Origin of the sequence: Brevundimonas goettingensis (assembly GCF_017487405.1) — a bacterium.
GTDB classification, from domain to species: Bacteria; Pseudomonadota; Alphaproteobacteria; order Caulobacterales; family Caulobacteraceae; genus Brevundimonas; species Brevundimonas goettingensis.
This window is the reverse complement of the sequence record NZ_CP062222.1, coordinates 3,020,267-3,045,265: the sequence shown is the minus strand read 5'-3', so window position 1 is coordinate 3,045,265 and position 24,999 is coordinate 3,020,267. Positions and strand designations below refer to the sequence as shown.

General features: G+C 68.0%; 24 protein-coding genes and 1 other RNA gene. 12 read left to right on the top strand and 13 right to left on the bottom strand.

Translation table 11 applies throughout. The annotated features are described in order from the left end of the window. The first annotated feature begins 11 nt into the window (after positions 1-11). The gene (locus IFJ75_RS14900) at positions 12-2,213 is read left to right on the top strand and encodes a 3-hydroxyacyl-CoA dehydrogenase NAD-binding domain-containing protein (protein ID WP_207869013.1); all 2,202 of its coding nucleotides are present in this window, start codon (positions 12-14) and stop codon (positions 2,211-2,213) included. 453 nt (positions 2,214-2,666) lie between these two features. Here IFJ75_RS14900 and IFJ75_RS14895 read toward each other — a convergent pair whose 3' ends face one another. Then, complete coding sequence (locus IFJ75_RS14895; RefSeq protein WP_207869012.1) at positions 2,667-3,512, bottom strand: aldo/keto reductase; 846 nt, start codon at positions 3,510-3,512, stop codon at positions 2,667-2,669. Between the two features lie 69 nt (positions 3,513-3,581). Between IFJ75_RS14895 and IFJ75_RS14890 the strand changes: the two genes are divergently transcribed. Together IFJ75_RS14890 and IFJ75_RS14885 are read left to right on the top strand one after the other, a co-directional pair. Continuing rightward, positions 3,582-4,541 (top strand): alpha/beta fold hydrolase, encoded by a 960-nt coding sequence (locus tag IFJ75_RS14890; RefSeq protein WP_207869011.1) that lies wholly within the window; start codon positions 3,582-3,584, stop codon positions 4,539-4,541. Between the two features lie 78 nt (positions 4,542-4,619). Further along, positions 4,620-5,588, top strand: coding sequence for a hypothetical protein (locus IFJ75_RS14885; protein WP_207869010.1), 969 nt, complete (start codon positions 4,620-4,622; stop codon positions 5,586-5,588). Between the two features lie 3 nt (positions 5,589-5,591). On the opposite strand, the gene IFJ75_RS14880 is transcribed toward IFJ75_RS14885, so the two are convergent. After that, positions 5,592-6,530 carry a pirin family protein gene (locus tag IFJ75_RS14880; protein ID WP_207869009.1) on the bottom strand — a complete coding sequence of 313 codons (939 nt, stop codon included), beginning with the start codon at positions 6,528-6,530 and terminating at the stop codon, positions 5,592-5,594. 25 nt (positions 6,531-6,555) lie between these two features. Next, entirely contained in the window at positions 6,556-7,044 is a 489-nt protein-coding gene (locus tag IFJ75_RS14875) for an Lrp/AsnC family transcriptional regulator (RefSeq protein ID WP_207869007.1), read from the bottom strand. A 158-nt stretch (positions 7,045-7,202) separates the two neighbouring features. Here IFJ75_RS14875 and IFJ75_RS14870 point away from each other — a divergent pair, with 158 nt between their 5' ends. The 4 genes from IFJ75_RS14870 (at position 7,203) to lpdA (ending at position 12,752) form a co-directional block, all read left to right on the top strand. Further along, positions 7,203-8,435, top strand: a complete 1,233-nt coding sequence (locus IFJ75_RS14870; RefSeq protein ID WP_207869006.1) for a 3-methyl-2-oxobutanoate dehydrogenase (2-methylpropanoyl-transferring) subunit alpha — start codon at positions 7,203-7,205, stop codon at positions 8,433-8,435. Positions 8,436-8,437: 2 nt separating this feature from the next. Continuing rightward, the gene (locus IFJ75_RS14865) at positions 8,438-9,559 is read left to right on the top strand and encodes an alpha-ketoacid dehydrogenase subunit beta (protein ID WP_207869004.1); all 1,122 of its coding nucleotides are present in this window, start codon (positions 8,438-8,440) and stop codon (positions 9,557-9,559) included. Continuing rightward, a complete protein-coding gene (locus IFJ75_RS14860) occupies positions 9,559-11,208 on the top strand; it encodes a 2-oxo acid dehydrogenase subunit E2 (RefSeq protein WP_207869003.1) in 1,650 nt (549 codons plus the stop codon). The genes IFJ75_RS14865 and IFJ75_RS14860 overlap by 1 nt, the downstream gene beginning before the upstream one ends. Before the next feature lie 149 nt (positions 11,209-11,357). Then, positions 11,358-12,752: a dihydrolipoyl dehydrogenase gene (lpdA, locus tag IFJ75_RS14855; RefSeq protein ID WP_207869002.1), complete on the top strand. Its 1,395-nt coding sequence runs from the start codon at positions 11,358-11,360 to the stop codon at positions 12,750-12,752. Positions 12,753-12,867: 115 nt separating this feature from the next. Here lpdA and IFJ75_RS14850 read toward each other — a convergent pair whose 3' ends face one another. The 5 genes from IFJ75_RS14850 to IFJ75_RS14830 form a co-directional block, all read right to left on the bottom strand. Then, positions 12,868-13,158: a GIY-YIG nuclease family protein gene (locus IFJ75_RS14850; protein WP_207869000.1), complete on the bottom strand. Its 291-nt coding sequence runs from the start codon at positions 13,156-13,158 to the stop codon at positions 12,868-12,870. A 90-nt stretch (positions 13,159-13,248) separates the two neighbouring features. Continuing rightward, positions 13,249-15,171 carry a threonine--tRNA ligase gene (gene thrS, locus IFJ75_RS14845; protein ID WP_207868999.1) on the bottom strand — a complete coding sequence of 641 codons (1,923 nt, stop codon included), beginning with the start codon at positions 15,169-15,171 and terminating at the stop codon, positions 13,249-13,251. Continuing rightward, complete coding sequence (yidD, locus tag IFJ75_RS14840) at positions 15,168-15,443, bottom strand: membrane protein insertion efficiency factor YidD (RefSeq protein ID WP_207932629.1); 276 nt, start codon at positions 15,441-15,443, stop codon at positions 15,168-15,170. The genes thrS and yidD overlap by 4 nt, the downstream gene beginning before the upstream one ends. A gap of 59 nt (positions 15,444-15,502) precedes the next feature. Then, positions 15,503-15,973: an iron-sulfur cluster assembly scaffold protein gene (locus tag IFJ75_RS14835; protein ID WP_207868997.1), complete on the bottom strand. Its 471-nt coding sequence runs from the start codon at positions 15,971-15,973 to the stop codon at positions 15,503-15,505. A gap of 31 nt (positions 15,974-16,004) precedes the next feature. Beyond that, positions 16,005-16,679, bottom strand: a complete 675-nt coding sequence (locus IFJ75_RS14830) for an HAD-IA family hydrolase (RefSeq protein WP_207868996.1) — start codon at positions 16,677-16,679, stop codon at positions 16,005-16,007. Between the two features lie 227 nt (positions 16,680-16,906). Between IFJ75_RS14830 and IFJ75_RS14825 the strand changes: the two genes are divergently transcribed. Beyond that, positions 16,907-17,488 (top strand): DUF4168 domain-containing protein, encoded by a 582-nt coding sequence (locus IFJ75_RS14825; RefSeq protein WP_207868994.1) that lies wholly within the window; start codon positions 16,907-16,909, stop codon positions 17,486-17,488. A gap of 24 nt (positions 17,489-17,512) precedes the next feature. Here the strand turns inward: IFJ75_RS14825 and IFJ75_RS14820 are convergent, their stop codons facing one another. Next, positions 17,513-18,355 carry a tetratricopeptide repeat protein gene (locus tag IFJ75_RS14820; protein ID WP_207868992.1) on the bottom strand — a complete coding sequence of 281 codons (843 nt, stop codon included), beginning with the start codon at positions 18,353-18,355 and terminating at the stop codon, positions 17,513-17,515. A gap of 80 nt (positions 18,356-18,435) precedes the next feature. After that, on the bottom strand, positions 18,436-19,080 hold the full coding sequence (locus tag IFJ75_RS14815; protein WP_207868990.1) for a dihydrofolate reductase family protein: 645 nt from the start codon (positions 19,078-19,080) through the stop codon (positions 18,436-18,438). A gap of 100 nt (positions 19,081-19,180) precedes the next feature. On the opposite strand from IFJ75_RS14815, the gene IFJ75_RS14810 reads away from it, so the two are divergent. Continuing rightward, the gene (locus IFJ75_RS14810; RefSeq protein WP_207868988.1) at positions 19,181-20,569 is read left to right on the top strand and encodes a leucyl aminopeptidase family protein; all 1,389 of its coding nucleotides are present in this window, start codon (positions 19,181-19,183) and stop codon (positions 20,567-20,569) included. Here the strand turns inward: IFJ75_RS14810 and IFJ75_RS14805 are convergent. Next, positions 20,554-21,033 carry a hypothetical protein gene (locus IFJ75_RS14805; protein ID WP_207868987.1) on the bottom strand — a complete coding sequence of 160 codons (480 nt, stop codon included), beginning with the start codon at positions 21,031-21,033 and terminating at the stop codon, positions 20,554-20,556. The genes IFJ75_RS14810 and IFJ75_RS14805 overlap by 16 nt on opposite strands. A gap of 167 nt (positions 21,034-21,200) precedes the next feature. Here IFJ75_RS14805 and IFJ75_RS14800 point away from each other — a divergent pair, with 167 nt between their 5' ends. Further along, a complete protein-coding gene (locus IFJ75_RS14800; protein WP_225896842.1) occupies positions 21,201-21,995 on the top strand; it encodes a C40 family peptidase in 795 nt (264 codons plus the stop codon). 59 nt (positions 21,996-22,054) lie between these two features. Here IFJ75_RS14800 and IFJ75_RS14795 read toward each other — a convergent pair whose 3' ends face one another. Continuing rightward, positions 22,055-22,789 (bottom strand): c-type cytochrome, encoded by a 735-nt coding sequence (locus IFJ75_RS14795; protein ID WP_207868983.1) that lies wholly within the window; start codon positions 22,787-22,789, stop codon positions 22,055-22,057. A 149-nt stretch (positions 22,790-22,938) separates the two neighbouring features. Between IFJ75_RS14795 and IFJ75_RS14790 the strand changes: the two genes are divergently transcribed. Continuing rightward, on the top strand, positions 22,939-23,661 hold the full coding sequence (locus tag IFJ75_RS14790; RefSeq protein ID WP_207868981.1) for a 3-deoxy-manno-octulosonate cytidylyltransferase: 723 nt from the start codon (positions 22,939-22,941) through the stop codon (positions 23,659-23,661). Positions 23,662-23,832: 171 nt separating this feature from the next. On the opposite strand, the gene nudC is transcribed toward IFJ75_RS14790, so the two are convergent. Continuing rightward, the gene (nudC, locus tag IFJ75_RS14785; protein WP_207868979.1) at positions 23,833-24,765 is read right to left on the bottom strand and encodes an NAD(+) diphosphatase; all 933 of its coding nucleotides are present in this window, start codon (positions 24,763-24,765) and stop codon (positions 23,833-23,835) included. A 75-nt stretch (positions 24,766-24,840) separates the two neighbouring features. Between nudC and ffs the strand changes: the two genes are divergently transcribed. Further along, an RNA gene (gene ffs, locus IFJ75_RS14780) (signal recognition particle sRNA small type) lies at positions 24,841-24,936 on the top strand. Positions 24,937-24,999 lie beyond the last annotated feature (63 nt).

Here is a 24,999-nt window from a genome sequence, read left to right as displayed (position 1 = left end):
AGATCCCGACCATGAAAACCTTCGAGAACTTCAAGATCGACGTCGACGCCGACGGCATCGCCGTCATCGCCTTCGACGTCCCGGGCCGTTCGATGAACACCCTGACCTCCGGCGTCATGGCCGAGCTGCCGGAACTGGCCGAGCTCATCAAGACGGACGAGTCCATCAAGGGCGCGGTCATCACCTCGGGCAAGGCCTCGGGCTTCTGCGCCGGCGCCGACCTCGGCGACATGGCCGGCGGCATGGTCGGCGGCGCCTCCCTGCAGGACGCCTTCGACGCGGGCTGGAAGATGAACGGCGCCCTGCGCGCCATCGAGACCTGCGGCAAGCCGGTCGCGGCCGCCATCAACGGCCTGGCCCTGGGCGGCGGTCTGGAACTGACCCTGGCCTGCCACTACCGCGTCGCCGGCGACAATCCGAAGATCCAGCTCGGCCTGCCCGAGATCAAGGTCGGCCTGTTCCCGGGCGGCGGCGGCACCCAGCGCCTGCCGCGCCTTATCGGCGTCCAGGCGGCGATGATGGCCATGACCGAGGGCAAGTCCTTCCGTCCCAACGACGCCAAGGGCGCCGGCATCATCCATGAGGTCGTTGCGGCGGGCTCCGAGGTCGAGGCCGCCAAGGCCTGGATCAAGGGCGGCGGCAAGGCTGTCGCGCCGTGGGACGACAAGGGCTTCAAACAGCCCGGCGGCGGCCCCTACCACCCGGCGGGCATCCAGAACTTCCTGGTCGGCAACGCCATGATCAAGAAGCAGACCTACGGCAACTACCCGGCCGCCCTGAACCTGATGAAGGCCGTCTATGAGGGCATTCAGGTGCCGATCGACGCCGCCCTGCGCATCGAGACCCGCTACTTCATCAAGACCCTGATGACGCCGCAGGCCCAGGCCATGATCCGTTCGCTGTTCCTGTCCAAGCAGGAGCTGGACAAGGGCGCCGTGCGTCCGGCGGGTGTGCCGAAGTCGGATCCGAAAAAGGTCACCGTCATCGGCGCCGGCATGATGGGCGCGGGCATCGCCTACGTTCAGGCCATGGCCGGCATCGAGACCATCCTGATCGACCAGACCCAGGAAGCCGCCGACAAGGGCAAGGCCCACGTCGAGGAACTGCTGAAGAAACGCCTGTCGCGCGGTCAGCTGACCCAGGAGAAGTTTGACGCCCTGCTCGGCTCGGTCACCGCGACCACCGACTACGACCTGATCAAGGGTTCGGACCTGGTCGTCGAAGCCGTGTTCGAAAACCGCGAGATCAAGGCTGACGTGACGAAGCGCGCCGAGGCCCAGCTGGCCGAAGGCGCGATCTTCGGCTCCAACACCTCGACCCTGCCGATCACCGGTCTGGCCGAAGCGTCGGTGCGTCCCGAGGACTTCATCGGCATCCACTTCTTCTCGCCGGTCGACAAGATGATGCTGGTCGAGATCATCCTCGGCGAGAAGACGGGTGAGGCGGCCATCGCCAAGACCCTCGACTACGTCCTGAAGATCAAGAAGACCCCGATCGTCGTCAACGACAGCCGCGGCTTCTACACCTCGCGCTGCTTCTCCACCTTCCTGATGGAAGGCATGGCGATGCTGGAAGAGGGCTGGGCCCCGGCCCTGATCGACAACGTCGGCCGCATGACCGGCATGCCGCGGGGTCCGCTGGAAATGCACGACGACGTCGCGCTGGACCTCTCGTACAAGATCGCCAAACAGACGGCTCTGGACCTGGGCGACAAATACGTCCCGGCCGAGGGCGCGGACATCGTGGCGAAGATGGTCGAGGGCGGTCGCTTCGGTCGCAAGAACGGCATGGGCTTCTACGACTACGCCTCCAAGCCCAAGACCCTGTGGGCCGGCCTCGCCGAACTGGCGCCGGTGACCAAACACATCGACGGTCCGGAAGAGCCCGGCGCCTTCGGCCAGATCGACGAGCTGAAGACCCGCCTGCTCTACCGTCAGGCCGTGGAAGTGGCCCGCTGCTGGGAAGAGGGCGTCATCGACGACCCGCGCGAAGCCGACCTCGGCGCCATCCTGGGCTGGGGCTTCGCGCCCTGGACCGGCGGCCCGATCACCTTGATCGACCAGACCGGCCTGGCGAAGTTCGTGGAAACGGCCGACCGTCTGGCTGCGACTTATGGCGACCGCTTCAAGGTCCCGCAGCTGCTGCGCGACATGGCCGCCAAGGGCGAGACCTTCTACGGAAACTTCGCCGGCTCGCAGAAGGCCGCCGCCTAGGCGGACTTCCAACGGGAATGAAAGGCCGCCGCCTAGGCGGACCTCGAGCCTCAAATGCAGAACGGCCCCGGGAGCGATCCCGGGGCCGTTTCTGTTTGGTCTGAAAATAAGAACGGCGGCCCTGTCCCCCGACAAGGCCGCCGCTCGCTCGACCGGCAGGAGCCGGCCGTCAATCAAGCGGTCTTCCGGTTACGTCCCCCGACGCTTCCGGTCGCTTGACCGATGCTAATGCGTAGCGTTCCGACTTTCCCTTAAAACGCGTTTGGGATCAACCGGGCCGTGCGCTGGATGCATGCATGGGTTTCATCGCGTGAAGACCGTGTGAACGTAAAGCGGGTGAGCGCTCTCAACCGACTGTTGTCTCAAGATTGGGACAAATTTCACGCGTGATTCCAGTCGGAAAGATAGTTTCCGGCCTCCGGCGCCACCCCAGATGGGCGCCCCCGCTGTGCGTCAGATGATGTCCAGAGGTTGTGCGGTCGAGGGCGGCGGGAAGGCCCGGTCCAGCACCGCCAGATCCTCGGCGTCCAGCTCGATCTCCAGCGCCTCGGCATTGGCCTCGACATGGGCGACGGTCGAGGCCTTGGGGATGGCGATGATCCCCTCCTGACGCAGGACGGCGGCCAGGGCGATCTGGGCGGTGGAGGCGTCGTGCCGGTCGGCGATCTCGATCAGGGCCGGATGCTCCAGCAGGCCGCCCTTCCCACCGCGTCCGAGCGGCGAATAGGCCATCAGCGGCATGTTGCGCTCCTGCGCCCAGGGCAGGAGATCGAACTCGATGCCGCGCGAGCCGAGGTGATAGAGGACCTGGTCGGTCTGGCAGCCGACGCCGCCGTCCAGCGCCTCCATCCGGTCCATGGTCTTGAGGTCGAGGTTTGACACGCCCCAGCGGGCGATCATCCCCTCGTCGATCAGCTCCTCGAAGCCGGCGATGATCTCGTCCATCGGGAAGCGGCTTTCCCAGTGCAGAAGATAGAGATCCAGCCGGTCCACCCCGAGGCGCTCAAGGCTCCTTTCGCAGGCCAGCATCATCGACATTTCGCCGGCGTTCTCGGGCCGGACCTTGGACACCAGAAAGGCCTCGTCACGGCGGCCCCTGATCACTTCCCCAACCAGCCGTTCGGACTTGCCGTTTCCGTAGAGTTCGGCGGTGTCGATCAGGCTCAGGCCCAGATCCAGCCCGCGCGACAGGGCGGCCTGTTCGGCGTCGGCGGTCTTCGGATCGTCGCCGATCTCCCATGTGCCTTGGCCGAGCACGGGGACCAGAGTACCGTCCGGAAGCGAGGTCATGCGGGTCATGACCCTTCAATGCACGACGCCCGCCAAGGGTGCAAAGGGCGGCGTCGGACGGGCCGCGGGAGAGACGCCATGCAGACCCGGATCGTCAGGACGGACGGCCTGAACCAGCAGATCCTCGAGGCCGGCGACGGCCCTCTGGTGCTGCTCATTCACGGCTTCCCCGAACTCGGCGTCAGCTGGCGGGCGCAGGTTCAGGCCCTGGCCGAGGCGGGCTATCACGCCGTGGCCCCCGACATGCGCGGCTATGGAGGGACCGACAAGCCGGAGCGGCGCGAGGACTATACGATCCTGAAGCTGGTCGGGGACATGGTCGATCTGGTCCGGGCGCTGGGGGAAGAGACCTGCGTCGTCGTGGGCCACGACTGGGGCGCGCCGGTCGCCTGGCACTGCGCCCTCCTCAGGCCCGATATCTTCAGGGCGGTGGCGGGGCTGTCGGTGCCCTTCCAGCCGCGCATCCCCAAGGGGGCGCCGACGCCGATGATGGCGGCCCTGGCCAAACGGGCAGGGCTCGGCGACCTCTACATCAGCCGTTTCCAGCCCGACGACGCCCACGCCGATTTCGACGCCGACCCGGCGACGGCGCTGAAGAAGATGTTCTGGTCCTATGACGGCGCGACGCCGGACGAGGGCCTGTCGAGCGGCTTCCTGCCCCCGGGCGTCTCCCTGCTGCAGAGCATCGACGACGGCGCGACCCTGCCGCCTTGGATGAGCGAGGCCCATTTCGCCGAATATGTGCAGGCGTTCAGCGCGGGCGGCTTCCGGGGCCCGATCGACTGGTATCGCTGCATCGACCTGAACTGGAGCCTGACCGCCTTCCTGCAGGACAGAACCATCGATCAGCCGTCCCTCTTCCTCGTCGGCGAGCGCGATCCGGTGCGGCGTTACGCGGGGCAACACGAGGCGGGGCTGTCGAAATGGCTGACCGACCTCCGCGGCCAGACCGTCCTGCCCGGCGCCGGCCACTGGCTGCAGCAGGAACGGCCCGATGAGGTCAACGCCGCCCTGCTGGGGTTCCTGAAGGGGCTTTAGGACCGCGTCTGCGACCTTACCGCCCTTGAGGGTCCAGCGGGCTGTGTTATCGTCTGGGTTGCACGCGGGAGCCGATGAATGAAGTTAGGATTGTTTTCGGCCCTGACGGCCCTGGCTCTCGGTCCAGCGGGCGGTGCGCTGGCCCAGACCGCGCGGGCCCAGACGGCGCCGGTCCCTGCCGCGGCCTCGTCCGACCCGGACGGCGACCGGGTTGGCGACATCGACGTGGTCGCGGCGACCCGGCGGGCGATGGGGACCTATGCGCGAGAGGTCGGCTCAGGACCAATGGGCCGGCTCAGCCCGCGCTGGGACGACCGCATCTGCGTCCATGTCGCCTTCATGGACGCCGAACACGCGACCTTTCTGAGGGACAGGGTCGGGGCGGTGGCCAAGGCGATCGGCCTGTCTCCCGACCCCTCGCCGGACTGCCGCCCGGACATCTCCATCTTCGCTTCGGATGATCCCGATGCTCTGGCCGACGAACTGATGGTCGCCTCGCCGATCAGCTTCCGACCCGCCCGGCGCGCGGTGAGCCTCGGCGACGCCGCTCTGGAGGCGTTCCGCACGTCGGACGCCCCGGTGCGCTGGTGGCAGGTCAGCTTGCCGCTGATGTCGGATTCAGGTCAGGTGGCCATTCCTCTTGGCGCGATGGAGCCCGATATGATGAGCCGTTCGGTCACGGTGCGGAACGGCTCGCGTCTGCGCGGCAATGTTCGCGACGATCTGGTCGGGGTGACCATCATCCTGGACATGAAGAAGCTGGAGGGCGTGCCCTTCAATGCGGTCAGCGACTATGTCGCCTTCGTCGCCCTCGCCCCGGCGGACCCGCGTGTCGAGACGGACGGGTTCGACACTGTGCTGAACCTGTTCGAGCGTCCGGGCGTGACGGGTCTGACCCTGACGGACGAGGACTATCTGTTCGCCCTGTATTCCGCCTCGCGCGATCCGATGAACGCCTCGATTCAGGCGTCCGAGATCGCCGACCGGATGACGACCGAACGCCGGCGCCGTAGCGCGGAGCAGAGACGCGTCGCCGCGGCGGAGTGAGGCCTAGACCGGATCCGTCGGCTTGGGCGTCACCTCGGCGGGCGCCGGTTCGGGCGTCGCGGGGACGTCGGGCAGGGGGATGAACTCCAGATCGTCCTCGGTCGGCAGGGCCATGCGGCCGGCCTTCCAGTCGGCCTTGGCCTGGTCGATCCGCTCCTGCGAGGAGGCGACGAAATTCCACCAGATCAGCCGCTCGCCGACCGGCTCGCCGCCCAAGGCCATGACGGTCGATGGAGTCAGGGATTTGACGGTGGGTTCGGCGTGGGGCTCCAGCACGATCAACTGGCCTTCGTGGAAGGTGCGCCCCGCCACCTCGATCTGGCCCTTGGCGACATAGAGGGCCCGTTCGGACATGCCGCCGGCGCCCTTGCCCGGAGGCGGGGCGGTGCGCACCCCCTCCTGCATTTCCCAGTGGACGTAGAAGAGGGGGGAGGAGGTCTTCACCGCCGACGACGCCCCATAGGCCTCGCCCGCGACCAGACGCGCGAACAGGCCGCCGTTCTCATAGGCGGGCAGGTCGGCCTCGCCGTGGTGGAAGAAGCCGGGGTCCATCTCCTCGGCCTCGTTCGGCAGGGCGATCCAGGCCTGCATCCCGTGCATGGGGCCCCCTTGCGCCTTCTTCAGCGGATCGGTGCGCTCGGAGTGGACGATGCCCTTGCCGGCCGTCATCCAGTTGACCTCGCCCGGACGGATGGCCTGGGTGAAGCCCAGGTTGTCGCGGTGCATGATCTCGCCCTCGAACAGATAGGTCAGGGTCGACAGGCCGATGTGGGGGTGGGGACGGACGTTGATCGATTCCGACCCCGGCGCGAACTCCGCCGGTCCCATCTGGTCCAGGAAGATGAAGGGGCCGATCATCCGGCGCGAATGGAAGGGCAGGACGCGGCCGACCTCGAACCCGCCGAGATCCTTGCGCCGCGCGTCGATCACCATCTCGATCATGTCGTATCCCCTCTGAACTCTTACCTTATCGCACGTGGGGGGTGATGATGCCGAGGGGAAGGGCGGTCACATTCTTCACGCCGCGGGTCACGATATGGCTCTCGCAGTCCGAGACGATGGCCAGGGCCAGCAGTTTCTCGCGCAGGAATTTGTCGAAGGCGTGCATGTCGGAGGTGACGATCCGCAGCACATAGTCCTCGCGGCCGGTGATGGTGGCGCACTGGACCACCTCGGGCCAGTCGCTGACGGCGGCCTCGAAGGTCTGCAGATTCTCGGACGAGGGCAGCATCAGCTTGACGATGGCATAGACCTCGAAGTCGAGGCCCAGCAGCTTGGCGTCCAGCAGGGTCACGCGCTTGCGGATCAGGCCGGAATCTTCCAGTCTCTTGATGCGCCGCCAGCACGGCGAGGCGGACAGACCGACCCGATCGGCGACCTCCGCGACGGACAGCCCCGCGTCCTGCTGCAGGATGTCCAGAATTCTCGCGTCGATGGGATCGAGTTCGTCCGCCAAGGCGTTTCTCCGTTTGTCGTTATGACGCAATAAAATACCCTTGAACCGCCATATGCAAGGCGAAATTCGGTAAGTCTTGATACGCCGCGTCTGCTATCAGGCGCTATAAAGGCAAATGCGGCCGGATCAACCAGGCGCAGGCCAACAGGCAGGACCAAATGACCAGGAACACCCAGCCCTTGTCCCTGCGCGTTCCGGAGCCTTCGGGCCGCCCCGGGGACGCCCCGGACTTCAGCGGACTGAAGCTCGACGTCGCCGGCGCCGTCGATCGGCCGCCGGTCGATTCGCGGCCCGTGCAGATGACGGACCTGGCCTTCCGTCTTGTCCGGGTGCTGGACGACGAGGGCAATGCGGTCGGCCCGTGGAACCCGCGCCTCGATCCGGATACGGCGCGTCGAGGCCTCAAGGCCATGATCCTGACCCGCGCCTTCGACGACCGGATGCATCGCGCCCACCGTCAGGGCAAGACCAGCTTCTATATGAAGTGCACGGGCGAGGAAGCCATCGCGGTCGCCCAAGGCATGATCTTGTCCCGCGAGGACATGGGCTTCCCCACCTATCGCCAGCAGGGCCTGCTGATCTCGCGCGGCTATCCGCTCGCGACGATGATGAACCAGATCTATTCCAACGCCGCCGACCCGATCAAAGGGCGTCAGCTGCCGATCATGTATTCGGCCAGGGATTTCGGCTTCTTCACGATCAGCGGCAATCTCGGCACCCAGCTGCCCCAGGCCGTGGGCTGGGCCATGGCCAGCGCCTACAAGGGCGACGACAAGATCGCCATCACCTGGATCGGCGACGGCTCGACGGCCGAGAGCGACTTCCACTCGGCCCTGACCTTCGCCAGCGTCTACCGCGCTCCGGTGATCATCAACGTCGTCAACAACCAGTGGGCCATTTCGTCCTTCCAGGGCATCGCCGGCGGCAATGAGACGACCTTCGCCTCCAAGGCCATCGGCTATGGCCTGCCGTCCCTGCGCGTCGACGGCAACGACTTCCTCGCCGTCTGGGCCGCGACCCAGTGGGCCGAGGAGCGGGCCCGCACCAATCAGGGTGCGACCCTGATCGAGATGTTCACCTACCGCGGCGCCCCGCACTCGACCTCGGACGATCCGTCCAAATACCGCCCGGCCGACGAGCATGACCAATGGCCGCTCGGCGACCCGATCCAGCGCCTGCGCCAGCACCTGACCCTGATCGGCGAATGGGACGACGAGCAGCACGAGGCCGCTCTGAAGGAAGCCGTCGAACAGGTTCGCGCCGCGGGCAAGGAATCCGAGGCCATCGGCACCCTGGGCCAGTCGCGCCCGTCGGTGAAGGAGATGTTCGAGGAGGTCTATGCGACCGAGGACTGGCGCATCACCGAACAGCGTGGCGAAGTGGGGATCTGATCATGAGCGAAGCCTATTCCCCCGCCGATCAGCACGACGGCATCGATCCCGACATGGCCGATGCGACCGAAACCCCCGCCTCCATCTCTGAAGGGACCGGCGTGGTCCCGATGAACATGATCCAGGCGCTGAATTCGGCCCTGGCCGTCAAGATGACCGAGGACCCCAACGTCCTGTCGTTCGGCGAGGACACGGGCTTCTTCGGCGGCGTCTTCCGCGTCACCGACCAGCTGCAGCAGAAGCACGGCCTGACCCGCAGCTTCGACGCCCCGATCAATGAGAGCGGCATCGTCGGCGCCGCCATCGGCATGGCCGCCTACGGCCTGCGTCCGGTCGTGGAGATCCAGTTCGCCGACTACATCTATCCGGCCTACGACCAGATCGTCTCCGAAGCGGCCAAGATGCGTTACCGCTCGGGCGGCCAGTTCTCGACCCCGATCGTGGTCCGCAGCCCCTATGGCGGCGGCATCTTCGGCGGCCAGACCCACAGCCAGTCGCCGGAAAGCCTGTTCACCCACATCGCCGGGCTGAAGGTGGTGGTGCCGTCCAACCCCTATGACGCCAAGGGCCTGCTGACCGCGGCCATTGAGGACGACGATCCGGTCATCTTTTTCGAGCCTAAACGCCTCTACAACGGCCCCTTCGACGGCTGGCACCAGAAGCCGATCTCGCCGTGGAAGTCGCAACCCGAGGCCCAGGTTCCGACCGAAAAATACGTCGTGCCGATCGGCGAGGCGAAGATCGTCCGCGAAGGTTCGGACGTGACCATCCTCGCCTGGGGCACCATGGTCTGGGTCTCGCTGGCGGCCGCCGAGCACGCGGGCGTCGACGCCGAGGTCATCGACCTGCGCACCCTCGTCCCGCTCGACATCGCGACCATCGAGGCCTCGGTGAAGAAGACCGGCCGCTGCGTCATCGTGCATGAGGCGCCGAAAACGTCCGGGTACGGAGCGGAGCTGTCCGCCCTGGTCCAGGAGCGCTGCTTCTACCACCTCGAGGCGCCCATCGGCCGCGTCTGCGGCTGGGATACGCCCTATCCGCACGCCTTCGAGTGGGAATATTTCCCCGGGCCGGAACGGGTCGCCACCGCCCTGAAAGCCGTCATGACCGGAGGCGCACGCTGATGGGCCGTTATGTCTTCAAACTGCCCGACGTGGGCGAAGGCACCGCCGAGGCCGAACTGGTCGCCTGGCACGTCAAGGTCGGCGACCGGGTCGAGGAGGACCAGGTCCTCGCCGACGTCATGACCGACAAGGCCACCGTCGAACTGACCTCCCCGGTCACCGGCGTCGTCACCGCCACCCACGGCCAGCCCGGCGTCATGTCCGCCGTCGGCTCGCCCCTGGTCGAGTTCGAGGTCGAGGGGGCGGGCAATGCGTCGGACGCTCCGGAGCCCGTTGCCGAGATCGTCGCACCGGTCGCCGCCGAGCCCGAAGCCGCCGGCGAACCGGAAGTCGCGCCGGAGGCTGAACCCGTTGCGGCCGCCGCCGGCAACTACGTCTTCAAACTGCCCGACGTGGGCGAAGGCACGGCCGAGGCCGAGCTGGTCGCCTGGCACGTCAAGGTCGGCGACACGGTCGAGGAAGACCAGCTGCTGGCCGAGGTCATGACCGACAAGGCCACCGTCGAACTGACCTCGCCCGTCGCCGGCGTCGTCGCCTCCCTGACCGGCGAACCCGGCCGTCAGGTCCCGGTCGGCGGCCCGCTGGTGACCTTCAACGTCGAGGGTGCCGGCAATGTGACCGCCGCTCCGGCGTCGGCTCCGAGGGCGATCGAAAAGCCCGCACCCAAGGCCGAAACGCCAAAGCCTGCTCCAGCCAAGGCTGCGGCGCCGGCCAAGGTCGTCGCCGAGGCCGCCCCGGTCGCCCGCACGGCCCAGATCCCGGGCGTCCGCCCCCTGGCTTCGCCCGCTGTGCGCAACCGCGCCCGCGAACTGGGCATCGAGCTGCAGTTCGTGCCCGGCTCCGGCCCGGCCGGTCGCATCGAGCACGGCGACCTCGACGCCTTCCTGGCGCGCGGTTCGCAGGCCCCGGCGGCGCCCGCCGCCACGGGCTCGCTCTATGCCCAGGCCGAAGGGACCACCGAGGTCCGCATCATCGGCCTGCGCCGCAAGATCGCGGAGAAGATGGCCGAGAGCGTGCGTCGCATCCCGCACATCACCTATGTCGAGGAAATCGACATGACGGTGGTGGAGGAGCTGCGCGCCCATCTGAACGCCCAGGCGAAACAGACCGGCAAGGCGAAGCTGAACGTCCTGCCCTTCATCGCCCGCGCCATCATCGTGGCCCTTCGCGACCAGCCGCAGATCAACGCCACCTATGACGACGAGGCCGGGGTCCTGACTCAGCACGCCGCCGTGCATCTGGGCATCGCCGCCCAGACGCCGAACGGCCTGATGGTGCCGGTGGTCCGCCACGCCGAGGCGCGCGACCCCTACGACACCGCCGCCGAAATCGCCCGCGTCTCCGGCGCGGCCAAGGACGGTTCGGCCAAACGTGAGGAGCTCAGCGGCTCGACCATCACCATCACCTCGCTGGGGACCCTGGGCGGCGTCGTCCACACCCCGATCATCAACCACCCCGAGGTGGCCATCGTCGGCCCCAACAAGATCATTGAACGGGTGGTGGTGAAGGACGGCCAGATGGTGGTCCGCAAGATGATGAACCTGTCGTCCAGCTTCGATCACCGCATCGTCGACGGCCACGACGCGGCCGTCTTCGTGCAACGGATCAAGGGCCTGCTGGAGCATCCCACTACGCTGTGGATGGGGTGAAGCCTGTCCCCATTCCGCTCATCCCCGCGAAGGCGGGGACCCAGCGCTTTGGGCGATGACCCTCTAGGAGACGGCGCGTTATCGATCCTGAGCGCGCCCACTGATTTAAGGACTGGGTCCCCGCCTTCGCGGGGATGAGCGGTAAAAAGATGCAGCAGATCAAAACCAAAGTCCTGATCATCGGCGCCGGCACCGGCGGCTATGTGGCCGGCATCCGTTGTGGCCAGCTGGGGCTGGACGCCGTGCTGGTCGACGGCGGCGACGGTCTCGGCGGCACCTGTCTGAACGTCGGCTGCATCCCGTCCAAGGCCATCATCCATGCGGCGGGCAAGTATGAGACGGTGCTCAAGGCCGCCGGCGACGGCACGCTGGGCATCACGGCGTCCGAACCGGCCATCGATCTGTCGAAGACGGTCGCCTGGAAGGACGGGATCGTCCGTAAGCTGAACAACGGGGTCGCCGCCCTGCTGAAAAAGGCGAAGGTCAAGGTCATCAAGGGCTGGGCGACCTTCGCCGACGCCAAGACCTGCGTCGTCACCACGGACGACGGCGACATCCGCATCACCGCCGAACACGTCATTCTCGCCACGGGCTCCGAGCCGGTCGAACTGCCGTTCCTGCCCTTCGGCGGCGACGTCATCTCCTCGACCGAAGCCCTGTCGCTGGACACCGTGCCGAACAAGCTGGTCGTCGTCGGCGGCGGCTATATCGGGTTGGAGCTGGGCATCGCCTATCGCAAACTGGGCGCCGAGGTGGCCATCGTCGAGATGGCCGACCGCATCCTGCCGCTCTACGACAAGGCCCTGACCGACCCGGTCATGAAGTGGCTGACCAGCCACGGCGTCGAGATGCACCTCGGCGCCCGCGCGGGCGGCTTCGGCGACGGCAAGCTCTCGATCACGACCAAGGACGGCGAACCCCTGCAACTGGACGCCGACAAGGTGCTGGTCACGGTCGGCCGCCGCCCCCGCACCAAGGGGTGGGGCCTCGAAAACATGGGCGTGACCATGGACGGTCCGTTCGTGAAGACCGACAACCGCTGCGCCACCAATATGAAGAACGTCTGGGCCGTCGGCGACCTGACCGGCGAACCCATGCTGGCCCACAAGGGCTCGGCCCAGGGCGAGGTGGTCGCAGAGATCATCGCGGGCCATGACAAGGTCTTCGACCCGGTCACCATCGCCGCCGTCTGCTTCACCGAACCCGAGATCGTTTCCGCCGGCCTCGGGCCGAACGACGTCGAGGGCCGCGACGACGTCATCACCGCCGTCTTCCCGCTCGCCGCCATCGGCCGCGCCTTGGCCATCGAGGCCGGCGAGGACGGCGGTTTCGTCCGGGTTCTGGCGTCGAAGGACGACCACCGCCTGCTCGGCGTCCAGGCCGTCGGCCAGCACGTCGCCGAACTCTCCAACAGCTTCGCCCAGATGCTGGAAATGGGCGCGGTTCTGGAAGACGTCGCCGGCGTGATCCACGTGCATCCGACGCTCGGCGAAGCCTTCCACGAGGCGACCCTGCGGGCCTTGGGCCACGCGATACATATTTGACGAAGGGCGGGAAGGCGCCCTTCGCAGAGCGCTACCGCTCGCGACGCGGTCGCTCGCTGCTTGAGCGCGATCTAAAATCCGCTCATCCCCGCGAAGGCGGGGACCCAGGTTTTAGCTACGGCTGCAGTCTCTCAAACAGGTCGTGCCACCCAGGGTTCATCTCTTCGATGAGCCGGAGCTTCCACAGTCGGTTCCATTTCTTGAGCTGACGCTCGCGTCGGAAGGCCGTCGCGCGGGTCTCGTGGACCTCGAACCAGACGAGAATGTCCACGTCGTATCTGGCGGTGAAGCTGTCTGGCCGCGCCTTTTCCCTATGTTGGGATATCCGAACGATCAGGTTGTCGGTCGAGCCGATGTAGAGCGTGCCGTTGCGCTTGCTGGCGACGATATAGGTGAAGAAGGCCAATGGCGGAGACCTTGGCTAAAACCTGGGTCCCCGCCTTCGCGGGGATGAGCGGAATAAAATCCGATCATCCGCACAAGTCAAACGTGTATTCTAGACTCGCAGATCCGGTGGCGTCGCCTCTTCCGTCAGCAGCTGTATCGCCTCTTCCACCGAGACGATGGTCTGGGCTTGCGACCCGAGCCTGCGGATGGCGACCTTGCCTTCCTCGGCCTCCTTGCGGCCGACGACGGCGATGGCGGGGACCTTGCCGACCGAGTGTTCGCGGATCTTGTAGTTGATCTTCTCGTTGCGCAGATCGGTCTCGACGCGCAGCCCGGCCGCCCGGAATTTCGCCGCCACCTCTTCGGCATAGCCGTCGGCGTCGGAGGTGATGGTCGCCACCACCGCCTGCACCGGCGCGAGCCACAGCGGGAAGGCCCCGGCGTAGTTCTCGATCATGATGCCGATGAAGCGCTCGAAGCTGCCGAGGATCGCCCGGTGCAGCATGACCGGCCGGTGCTTCTGGCCGTCCTCGCCCGTATATTCCGCACCCAGACGTTCGGGCAGGACATAGTCAAGCTGGATCGTGCCGCAGGTCCATTCGCGACCGATGGCGTCCTTGACGATGAAGTCCAGCTTGGGCGCGTAGAAGGCGCCGTCGCCCTCGGTGACGACCGGTTCGGTCCCGGCGGCGCGGGCCGCCTCGGCCATCAGGCTTTCGGCCTTGTCCCAGAACTCGTCCGTGCCGGCGCGGTTCTCGGGGCGCGTGCCCAGGCTGATGTAGGCCGTCTCCATGCCGAGGTCGGCGTGGACGCTGCGCGCCAGCTTGATGAAGTCCGCCGTCTCTTCGACGATCTGGTCCTCGCGGCAGAAGATGTGGGCGTCGTCCTGGGTGAAGCCGCGCACCCGCATCAGGCCGTGCAGCGAACCGGACGGCTCATAGCGGTGACAGGCGCCGAACTCGGCCATGCGCAGCGGCAGTTCGCGGTAGGACCGCTGGCCCTGGTCGAAGATCTGCACGTGGCCCGGGCAGTTCATCGGCTTGAGGCTGAGCTCCTCGCCCTCGACCGTCTCGCAGACGAACATGTTGGGGCGGTACTTCTCCCAGTGGCCCGACTTCTCCCAGAAAGTGCGGTCGAGCACCTGGGGCGTCTTGACCTCGACATAGCCGGCCCTGTCCAGGCGGCGGCGCATATAGGCCTCCAGCACGCGCCACAGCACCCAGCCCTTGGGGTGCCAGAAGACCATGCCCCGGCCCTCTTCCTGCATGTGGAAGAGCTCCATGGCGCGGCCCAGCTTGCGGTGGTCGCGCTTCTCGGCCTCCTCGATGCGGAGCAGATAGGCGTCCAGATCGGCCTGGGTCGCCCAGGCCGTCGCATAGATGCGCTGGAGCTGCTGGTTGCGGTGGTCGCCGCGCCAGTAGGCGCCCGCCAGCTTGGTCAGTTTGAAGGCCTTGCCCACGAACCTGGTCGAGGGGAAGTGCGGACCCCGACACAGGTCCTGCCACTCGCCCTGGTGATAGACGCTGATGTCCTCGCCCTCGGGCAGGTCGCGGATGATCTCGGCCTTGTATTTCTCGCCCATGGCCTCGAAGCGGGCGATGGCCTCGTCGCGCGGCAGGACCTCGCGGCGGATCTTCTCGTCGCGGTCGACGATCTCGGCCATCCGCTTTTCGATCTTCGCGAAGTCGTCCGTCGAGAAGGGCTCGTCGCGGGCGAAGTCGTAATAGAAGCCGTCCTCGATGGCCGGGCCGATCGTGACCTGGGTGCCGGGGAACAGCTGCTGCACCGCCTCGGCCATGACGTGGCTGGCGTCGTGGCGCAGGGTGTCGAGCGCCTCCGGGCTGTCGCGCATGATGATCTTCAGCGCGCCCGAGCCGCCGATGGGGGCATCGAGGTCCAGAAGCTTGCCGTCCAGCTCGACCAGGGCCGCCTTCTTGGCCAGCGAGGGCGAGATGGAGGTCGCCACGTCACGGCCCGTGGCGTCGGACGGGTACTGGCGCACGGCGCCGTCGGGGAATTTCAGGTCGATCATAGGTCTGTCGTCGTCTTGCTTCTTGGTTCGCTCGCCGCTGGAGCGGTCTCGCGCGGCGGAACCGGGTCGTATCCCGACCCGCCGAAGGGATGGCATTTACAGAGGCGTCGCACGGTGAGCCATCCCCCTTTGACCGGTCCGTGCTGGATCAGCGCGTCGCGGCCATAGTCGGAACAGGTCGGCAGGAACCGGCACGACTGCCCGAAAAAGGGAGACAGCGTCAGCTTGTAGCCCCGATGGGCCGCGCGGACGCCGCGTTCGTAGAGAGTGATGCCGGTGCGGGCCATGATTGAGACGCCTTACCCCGGTTTGCGGGTTCAGGCACCTCCTGTCAGGCGGCGCCGGCGAGGCTAGTTCGTGTATCGGCCGTGTCGCGCTGGGAGGCTTGCCTGACGGCGTCCAGCGTTGCCTCGATGGCGACCATGGTGGAGGCATGGCGCGCCGGATAGTCGGCGACCAGTTTCAGGGCGCGCAGGCCCTCGAAGCGGCCTTGCGGGCCTTCGCCGCCTGACTTGAGCATGGCCAGCATGGCGTCTCGCGCGTCAGCGATCTCTTGCGACGTCGCGCCGATGACGCTCTCGCCCACCACCCCCGCGGCGGCCTGACCGAGGGCGCAGGCCTTCACATCCTGGGCGAAGTCGGCGATGCGACCTTCGGCGTCCAGCACCACATCCACGATGGCTTTGGAGCCGCACAGCTTGGCCACCCGCTCAGCCGTCCCCTGCGGGGCAGCCAGGCGCCCGCTGTGCGGCAGGTTGGCCGCCAGCGACAGGATGCGCGCGCTGTAGAGCTCGTCGATCATGGCTTGAAGATAGGCGGTTCGGCGGCGCGATTCAAAGGGTCAGGCTCAACCGCCCGTCAGCCCCCACCACGCACCTCACCCCCTCATAGCCGTCCAGTGTCGGATGGGGCGTTTCCAGCGGGTGCTGGTGGGCGGCGGTGATGACGACGATGTCGGCGGGCGCGGCCTCGGCGGCGGTGATCCCGGCGGTGGCGTCCTCGAACACCAGACAGTCCTCGATGGCGAAGCCCAGCCGTTCGGCGGCCAGACGGAAGCCCTCCGGATCGGGCTTGCCGCGCTGGATGTCGTGGGCGGTGATCACGAGGGGCGGCGGGGCAATTCCGGCCGCGCCCATCCGCGCCTTGGCCAGATCGGGCGTCGCCGAGGTGACCACAGCCCAGCGGTCGGGCGGCAGGGACGCGAGGAAGGCGATGGCGCCGGGGATTTCCTCGACCCCGTCGGTGTCGGCGATTTCCCCGGCCGTGACCCAGGCGGCCTCGGCCTCCAGATCGATCCCGGGCAGGTTCTGGTTGCGAATGGTGTCGGGCGCGCGAACACCGTGGATGGTCGGGATGAAGGTCGCCAGATCCAGCCCGTGGCGTCGGCCCCAGGCCGTCCAGACCCGCTCGGCGGCGGCGATGGAGGACAGCAGGGTCCCGTCCATGTCGAACAGGAAGGCGTCGTAAGACCGTGTGGGGAGGGTGGGGCCGGTATCGGGGGAGGACATGGCTCCATCCAGCACGGGCATCCGCCGGAGGCAATCACGACCGTCTGACGCGGGGTTGAACATATGTGACCGCCCCGAACGTGGAACCCTTCGGCGACCTTGGCGATATGTCAGGTTCCGAAAAGGTCGTTCTCCCCGGCCTCAGTAATCTCGCGCCCGTTTGGGGGCCGGAGGGTCGTGGCTTCAGTCGTGGCGCAGCCGGTCGGGCGCGTCCTTCAGGAGTGACCATGCGTCTTCAACTTATCGCCGCCGTTTCCGCACTCTCGCTCGCCGCCGGTCTGGCCGGCGCCACCGCCGCCTTCGCTCAGGAGGCTCCCGTCGCAGCGGCGCCCGCCGGTGACGTCACCGACGCCCAACTGACTGCCTTCAATACGGCTATGCAGAAGGTGAAGACCGTCACTGCCGCAGTTCAGGGCGGAACGCCCACCGCCGAACAACAGGCCGAGATGGCCGCCGCCGTCGAGGCCTCGGGTCTGGGCGTGGAACAGTTCAACGCCATCAGCGGCAAGGTCTCGTCCGATGCCGTCCTGCGCGCCCGTCTCGCCGTGCTGGACGCTCCGGCGAGCAGCGGCGTCGCGGCCGCCGTGACCGACGAAGAGGTCAGCCAGTTCGCCTCGGCCATGGTCAAGCTGCGCGAGCTCGCCCCGGCCGGCGGTGCGACGCCGACGCCCGAGCAGCAGACCGCCATGGCCGCCGCCGTAGAGGAGTCCGGCCTCAGCCGCGAACGCTTCAATGAGGTGGCGACAGCCGTGTCCGCCGATGCGCGTCTGCGCGCCCGGGTCCAGCTGGCCGACGCGCGTCGGGGCTGATCTTCAGGGTCTGAAAGGCGGCCGCTATTGGCCCTGGAGTGAATTCCAGGTCCGGGCGGTCGCCGATCCGGCAGGCAGCGACGCCGGCGTCGCCTGGGGCGCCGACTTGTCGCGCAGCCATTGCAGATTGCGATCGGCCTGTTCCGGCGGCAGGTCGCGGCGGATGATCTGTTCGGCCTCGGGCGTCTTGCCCTGCAGGCCCAGCACCAGGGCGAGGTTCAGCCGCATCCTGGTCGTGGCGCCCGGCTGGATCACCGCGCGGCGCAGCAGGGCTTCGGCGCCCGGCAGATTGCCGTCGGTCATCAGGGCGACGGCGGCGTTGGTCAGGATCTCGGGATTGTCCGCCGACAGTTGCAGACCTTCGTTCCAGACCGCGCGGGCGTCCTCGGCGCGGCGCACCTGATTATAGGCCACGCCCAGCAGGGACAGCGCGCGCCAGTCGCCGGGCGTCAGCGCCCTGGCCTTTTCCAGCGCCGCGATGCCGTAGAAGCCCTGACCGCGCGAGATCTGGTCGCGGCCGAACTCCAGCAGGGCCTCAAGATTGTTGGGCTGGACCGTCAGCACGGCCTGGGCGGCGTCGGCGGCCTGTTCGTACTGGCCCAGCTCGCGCAAGGACGCGGCCAGTCTTACCCCGGCAACCGGGTCGGCCGGATTGATGTCGCGCTCGCGATTCCAGAACACCGACCGCGTCAGGGGGTCCAGCCGCTCGATCGCGGCGCGCTGTTCGGCCGAGGCAGGCAGGGGCGCGGTGGCGACCGGGGCCGGTTGCGCTTCGGGCGTGCGGTCGCCGGCCAGCGCGGGGGCGCCGATCAGGCCGGTCAGAAAGACGGCGGAGGCGAGGATGGAGGCGGGGGCGAGGCGCGACATGGGGCGATCCCACTACGAATGAGCGGCCCCCAGAATCGCCTTTCCGCGTCAATCAGTGGTTAACGGTCGGCGGGTCCGTCTCAGGTCTTTCGTACGATCACATGGGTCGCGGCATCGGTCGCCGTATGGCTCGCGACCTCATAGCCGAGCGTCGCCAGGTCCAGGCCCGCCAGCAGGGCCTCGCCCGAACCCAGCAGCACCGGCGACACCGCCAGATGCATCTCGTCGATCAGTCCGGCTTCTAGGAAGGCGCGCACGGTCGAGACCCCGCCGCCGATCCTCACATCCTTGCCGTTCGCCGCCGCCACGGCCTGTTCGAGCACCGTGCGCACGTCGCCCGAGACGAAGTGGAAGACGTTGTCGCCCTCCATCACCAGCGGCTCGCGCGGATAGTGGGTCAGGACGAAGATCGGCACATGATAGGGCGGATTGGGGCCCCACCAGCCCTTCCACTCGTCGTCGGGCCAGTCGCCGCGCACCGGCCCGAACATGTTGCGCCCCATGATCCAGGCGCCGACGTTCTCGAACCCCTTGATGGCGAAATCATTGTCCGCACCGGTCGAACCGCCCTCGGCGCCGACCATGTCGTGGAAGGTCTTCGTACCCCGCAACCAGCCGTGGAGCAGGCCGCCGCGCCCGCCCATCGGCTCCTCCAGCGTCTGGCCCGGCCCGGCGCCGAAACCGTCCAGCGAGATGGTGAAGCCGTCCACCCGAACCCTGGTCATGACGCCGTTTCCCGCACATTGAAGCCGGGGCGATGCTGGCGCGGGCGGATGAAAAGCGCAATGTAGGACGCACCTTACCAAAGCCTTCCGAGACTGCCCGATGTCCGCCTCCTCCACCGCCGCCCTGATCGCCTCCGCCGAAACCGCCGTTCCCGTGCGGCTGGTCGCCAAGGATGCGGCGCTGGAGGGGCCGGTCGCCGCCTGGGCCGCCGCCAACGCCTTCACCGGCAAGTCGGGCCAGTTGCTGCTGGTCGCCGGGGCCGACGGCGCCCTGTCGGAGGTTCTGTTCGGCGCCGGCGCGAGCTTCGAGGCCAAAGGGCTGCGAGCGCTCCCCGCGAAGCTCCCTGCCGGGACCTATCGGCTGGACGGCGTCCCCGCGGCAGAGACCGGCGCCGCCGCGCTCCAGTTCGCGCTCGGAGCCTATCTGTTCGACCGCTACAAGGCCCGGCCCGAGCGCGGCGCCGTTCATCTGGTCGCGCCTGACGGCGTCGATCTCGACGAGACCCTGACCATCGCCTCGGCCTGCGCCCTGGCCCGCGAAATGGTCGATACCCCGGCCGCAGACATGGGGCCGCTGCAGATCGAGACCATCGCCCGCGAGATCGCCCAATCGGCGGGCGCGACGATCACGGTCACCGAAGGCCAGGCCCTGCTCGAAGACAACTATCCGGCCGTCCACGCGGTCGGTCGCGCCGCCGCTCCGCATCGCCAGCCGCGCGTGATCGAGATCGGCTGGAATCTCGACAGGACCGACCTCCCGCTGGTCGCCCTCGTGGGCAAGGGGGTGGTGTTCGACACCGGCGGCCTCGACCTCAAGCCCGCCGCCGGCATGCGAAACATGAAAAAGGACATGGGCGGCTCGGCCCATGCCCTCGCGCTCGGCCGGCTGGTCATGGCGGCGGAGCTGAACGTGCGGCTGGTGGTTCTGGTCGCGGCGGTGGAGAACGCCGTCTCGGCAGACGCCTTCCGGCCCGGCGATATCCTGTCGAGCCGCAAGGGCCTGACCATCGAGATCGGCAATACGGACGCCGAGGGCCGGTTGATCCTCGCCGACGTCCTGACCCGCGCTTCGGAGCATTCGCCGGATCTGACGCTGGATTTCGCGACCCTGACGGGCGCGGCCCGCGTGGCGCTCGGCCCCGAGCTGCCGCCCCTCTACACCGACGACGAGGCCCTGGCCGCCGACCTGCTCAGCGCCTCGGCGGCGGTCGACGACCCCCTGTGGCGGATGCCGCTCTGGGCCGGCTACAAGGCCTCGATCGACAGCGAGATCGCCGACGTCAAAAACGATTCCGCCGCCTGGGCCCAGGCCGGATCGGTGACCGCCGCCCTCTTCCTGCAGAAATTCGCGCCCACCACCGGCGCCTGGGCTCACATGGACATCTTCGCCTGGAACAGCCGGGGTCGCCCGGGTCATCCCGAAGGCGGCGAGGCCCAGGCGATGCGCGCCTGCTACGAAATGCTCAAGCGCCGCTACCCGAAGGCGTAGGCTCCAAACGGGTCCGGATCGTCGGACCGCGTCGGACGCGGTGCTGTCGGCCGGACCTTCGGCGAGCGCCGTCGTCCCCGGGCCCGGACCGTCCGGACCGTGGTCACGGCCTGACCCGCCATCGCCAGCACCCGATCCCTGACCGCCCGGAACCGCGTCGTCGCGGCCATGGCGACGGCCACGGCGGCGAGGTCCAGCACGGCGGCGGCGTCGAACATGGCCAGCCAGCTCACGACCTCGGGCGCGGCCATCCCGACGAGCCTGACCCCCTCCCATTCGAACAGCAGGATCAGGGCGGTCGCCAGGGCGATCAGCGCGCCGGCGAAGATCAGATGGCCCGGCCGGACCCGGTTGAGCCGCGCCGCAAGGGGCGCCACCAGAACGCGGCAAAGGGCCCGCGCCATCGGGGTTTCGGGGAAGACGATCAGGACCGCGAGAACTCCCAGCATCAGGCTCAGCAGCATCGGAAATCGGTCCCCTTCGGCGTCCCTACAATCTGGGAAGCGAACGGCGACGCTTCAAGCCGCGCAAATCGCCTGGGGAAAAATCGTCCGCCGTTAACGCCGCTTTCGCCTTCCATGCCCAGACTATGCGCTCGGGTCGTCAGGGACCCGGTTTCGTCGGGATTTGCGTGACCGCAGCCGCCGCCATCGAGGAACGCAGCTGGCTCCTTCGGCCCGATCTGGCCGAACTGGGGCTGGAAGGGCGCGTGCGCGCCCCGCTGTACCGCGCGGTCATCCCGATGCACGGCCGCCTGCCGGTCGCCGATATTTCGCTTTCCGCCGACCCCGCTTCCGAACGCGTAGACCAGCTGATCTTCGGCGAGGTCTTCGATGTGCTCGACGCTGACGGCGACCGCCTCTGGGGGCGCGCCCGCCGCGACGGCGTCGTCGGCTGGATCGACCGCGCCGCGCTCGACCGGGGCGCGCCTCTGGCCACCCATCGCGTCGCCTCGACCACCGCCGGCCTGCCGCTGAACGCCCTGATCCATCACGCCTGGTCCGGCGTCGCCGCAGATGACCTGATGCCGACCGGCACGTTCGAGCGCGACCCCGTCGCCGTCGCCGAACGGATGCTGGGGACCCCCCACCAGCTGGGCGCCCGCACATCGCGCGCCACCGACTGCTCTGGTCTGGTCCAGTCCTGCCTCTATGCCTGCGGCCTCGCCGGCCCGCGCCGCACTGACGAACAGGCCGAGCTCGGGTACGCCGTCGACCGCGCCGACCTGAAACGCGGAGACCTCGTCCTCTGGCTCAAGCCCGACAGCGGCGAGAGCTGGACGGGTCATTCCGCCTTCGCCCTGGACGGCGACCGCCTGATCCACGCCACGGGCCACGCCGGAGCGGTGGTCATTGAGGATCTGGCCGAGGCCGAGGCGCGCTACGCCGCCGATGGTTTCTCGGCGCCGGTGTTCCGCCGCCTCTAGCGCGCAAACGAAAAGGGCGGCCCGAAGACCGCCCTCTCAAACTTCAGATCGATCGAACCCTAGTGGTTCGCGGGCGCCGGGCTGGTCGAGGCCGGCGGAGCCGCGGGGGTGGCTTGGGTGGTCGCAGCGCCGGCGGGACCGGCGGCCGGGACCGCGGCGCCTGAGGCCGGAGCCCCTTCGGTGGTCGCGGGGGCGGCGGCGCCCTCTGCGGCCGGAGCGGCGGCGGCGCCCGGCTGACGCGTGGGATCCGGCGCCGGAATGGCGAAACCGGCCGAACCCTGGGAGCGCAGATAGGCGATCAGATTGATCCGGGTCGCGGTGTCGCGCAGGCCGGCGAAGGACATCTTGGTGCCGGGGACGTATTTCTGCGGTGCGGTGATGAAGGCGTCCAGCTCGTCATAGCCCCAGGTCGGATGCTCGGCCTTGTGCTTGGCCATGGCGTCGTCATAGGCGAAGCCGGCGCGGTGCATGACCGGACCGCCGACCACGCCGTACAGGTTCGGGCCGATGGCGTCAGGGCCGCCCTGGGCGTTGTTGTGGCAGGCCTTGCAGCGGGCGAAGGCGGCCTCGCCGGCGGCCAGGTCGGCGGCGGGCAGGACCGTGCCCCAGTCGGGCTTCAGCGCCGGGGCGTCGCCGCCCTCCGCCGCTTCGTCAGGGACGTTGACCGCATAGCCGGGCTTCTCGGGGGCGTGGGTCGCATAGACGTGAACGCCCACCTGCTGAACCACGATAATCACGAATGCCGTCGCCAGACCGGCGCCGAGAATCTTGTTCCACTTCAGATCGCCGCTCATCCGTGTCGTCGCACCCCGTTTTGGGCCCCGTCGCTTGAATGGACGAGGCGAATTCTTGCGTGGGCGTCTCTGACACGCTAGCGCCGCAATCGCAACCGACCCACAACGCAGTTAGAAACGTCCCGCCGCAACAAGGCAACACCTGCACGATGAACCCGCTCATATTGATACCCGCTCGCATGGCGGCGACCCGTCTGCCGAACAAGCCGCTGGCCGATATCGGCGGCAAGCCGATGATCGTCCGGGCCTATGAAAGCGCCCTGAACTCGGGTCTGCCGGTGGCCGTGGCGGCCGGAGATCAGGAGATCGTGGACGCCATCGTCGACATCGGCGGCCAGGCCGTCCTGACCGATCCGGACCTGCCTTCGGGCTCGGACCGGATCCGCGCGGCGCTGGAGGCCATCGACCCCGACGGCGACTATGATGCGGTCATCAATCTGCAGGGCGACATGCCCTTCGCCGATCCGGGTCTGGCCACCGCCTGCGCCGCCCTGCTGCACGGCGAACCGACCTGCGACATCGCCACCCTGGTCGCCTCCGAATCGGATGCGTCCGACCGCACCAACGTCGATGTCGTGAAGGCGGTCCTGGCCCTCGCCGAGGGCGAACGTCAGGGCAAGGCCCTCTATTTCACCCGCTCGACCCTTTACGGCGACGTGCCCGTCTGGCGTCACATCGGCGTCTACGGCTACCGCCGCGAGGCCCTGATGCGCTTCTGCGCCGCCCCGCCGTCGTCGCTGGAGAAACGCGAAAAGCTGGAACAGCTGCGCGCCCTGGAAATGGGCCTGTCGATCTGGGCCGCCGTCATCGCGGAAGCGCCCCTGTCGGTCGACAACCCGGCGGATCTGGAAGCGGCGCGGAAATTGGCCTGAGCTCACCTCCCCATCGCCGAAGGGCGATGGGGAGGACAGATCGCGAAGCGATCAGGAGGGGGCGACGCGATCTTTCCAGTGAGGGACTTTCAACACCGTGTCGCCCTCTCCTGATCGTCGCTGGCGCGTCGATCTGTCCTCTCCCCGCGCCTTCGCGCGGAGAGGTGAACTTCAAACCTCAAACCCCTCCACCCACGCCTTGATTAGCGTGTGCGCGATCGCAAAGGGCGGCGGGGCCTTGATCGTCGGATGAACGCCCGCGATGACATCCGCCGCCTCCGCCCGCGTCAGCCATCTCACTTCTTCCAGCTCCGTTTCGTCCGGCGCCGCCTGATCGTCGGACACCTCAGCGATCAGGCCGATCATCAGTTGGGACGGGAAGGGCCAGGGCTGGCTGGAGTGGTAGCGGACGGCCGTCACCGTCAGGCCGCTCTCCTCCTTGATCTCGCGGGCGCAGGCCTCCTCGATGCTCTCGCCGGGCTCCAGGAAGCCGGCAAGAGCTGACATCCGCCCCGCCGGCCAGGCCGCCTGACGGCCCAGCAGGCACAGGGGCTCGGCCCCGCCCCGGTAGACCGGCAGCATGATGGTCACCGGATCGACGCGCGGGAAATGCTCGGTCCCGTCGGCGGAGCAGATCAGCTTCCAGCCGCCGTTGGCGATGCCGTTCTTCTGGCCGCAGGCGGAACAGAAACCGTGCCGACGTCGCCAGTCGAACAGGGCCTTGGCCGTGCCCGCCATGGCCGCCTCGTTCCCCGGCAGGACGGCCGCCGCGTCGCGCATGCCGGTGAACTGGCCCAGACCCCGCACCGGCCCGGTCGTCGGATCGTCAGGCGTCTCATATTCGATGGCGAAGACCGGCGCCTCTTTCCAGAGACCTAGGAACAGCTCGCGATCCTTCACCAGATCCCGCGCATGGCCCATCGACAGCCAGGCCAGACGCGGCCCCTCGGGGCCTTGCTCCAGCAGGGGCTGACCCTCCCACAGCACCATGGCCAGGGCCTCCGGATGCGTCGCCTGCGCCTCGATCCAGCTGGGGTCGTTTCGGAGATCGCCCGCCCGATCGAGCGGATTGCCGGCGAAGGTGTTGAGGACGGGCAGGGACATGTCCTGCACATAGCCCTCCGCGCGTCTTCAGGGGAGGGGCCTTGATCTCGCCATCGGGATTCGCGATATGGGCCTCGGAGATCGGTGCGGGCGAAGGCTTCGCCAACCTGGTCAGGGCCGGAAGGCAGCAGCCACAACGAATTCCCCTTCGGGTCGTGTCGGTCTCCACTTTCATGACATTTTGGGTGCGCTAACGCTCGCAACGCGGTTGCTCGCTGCTTGAGCGCGGTCCCG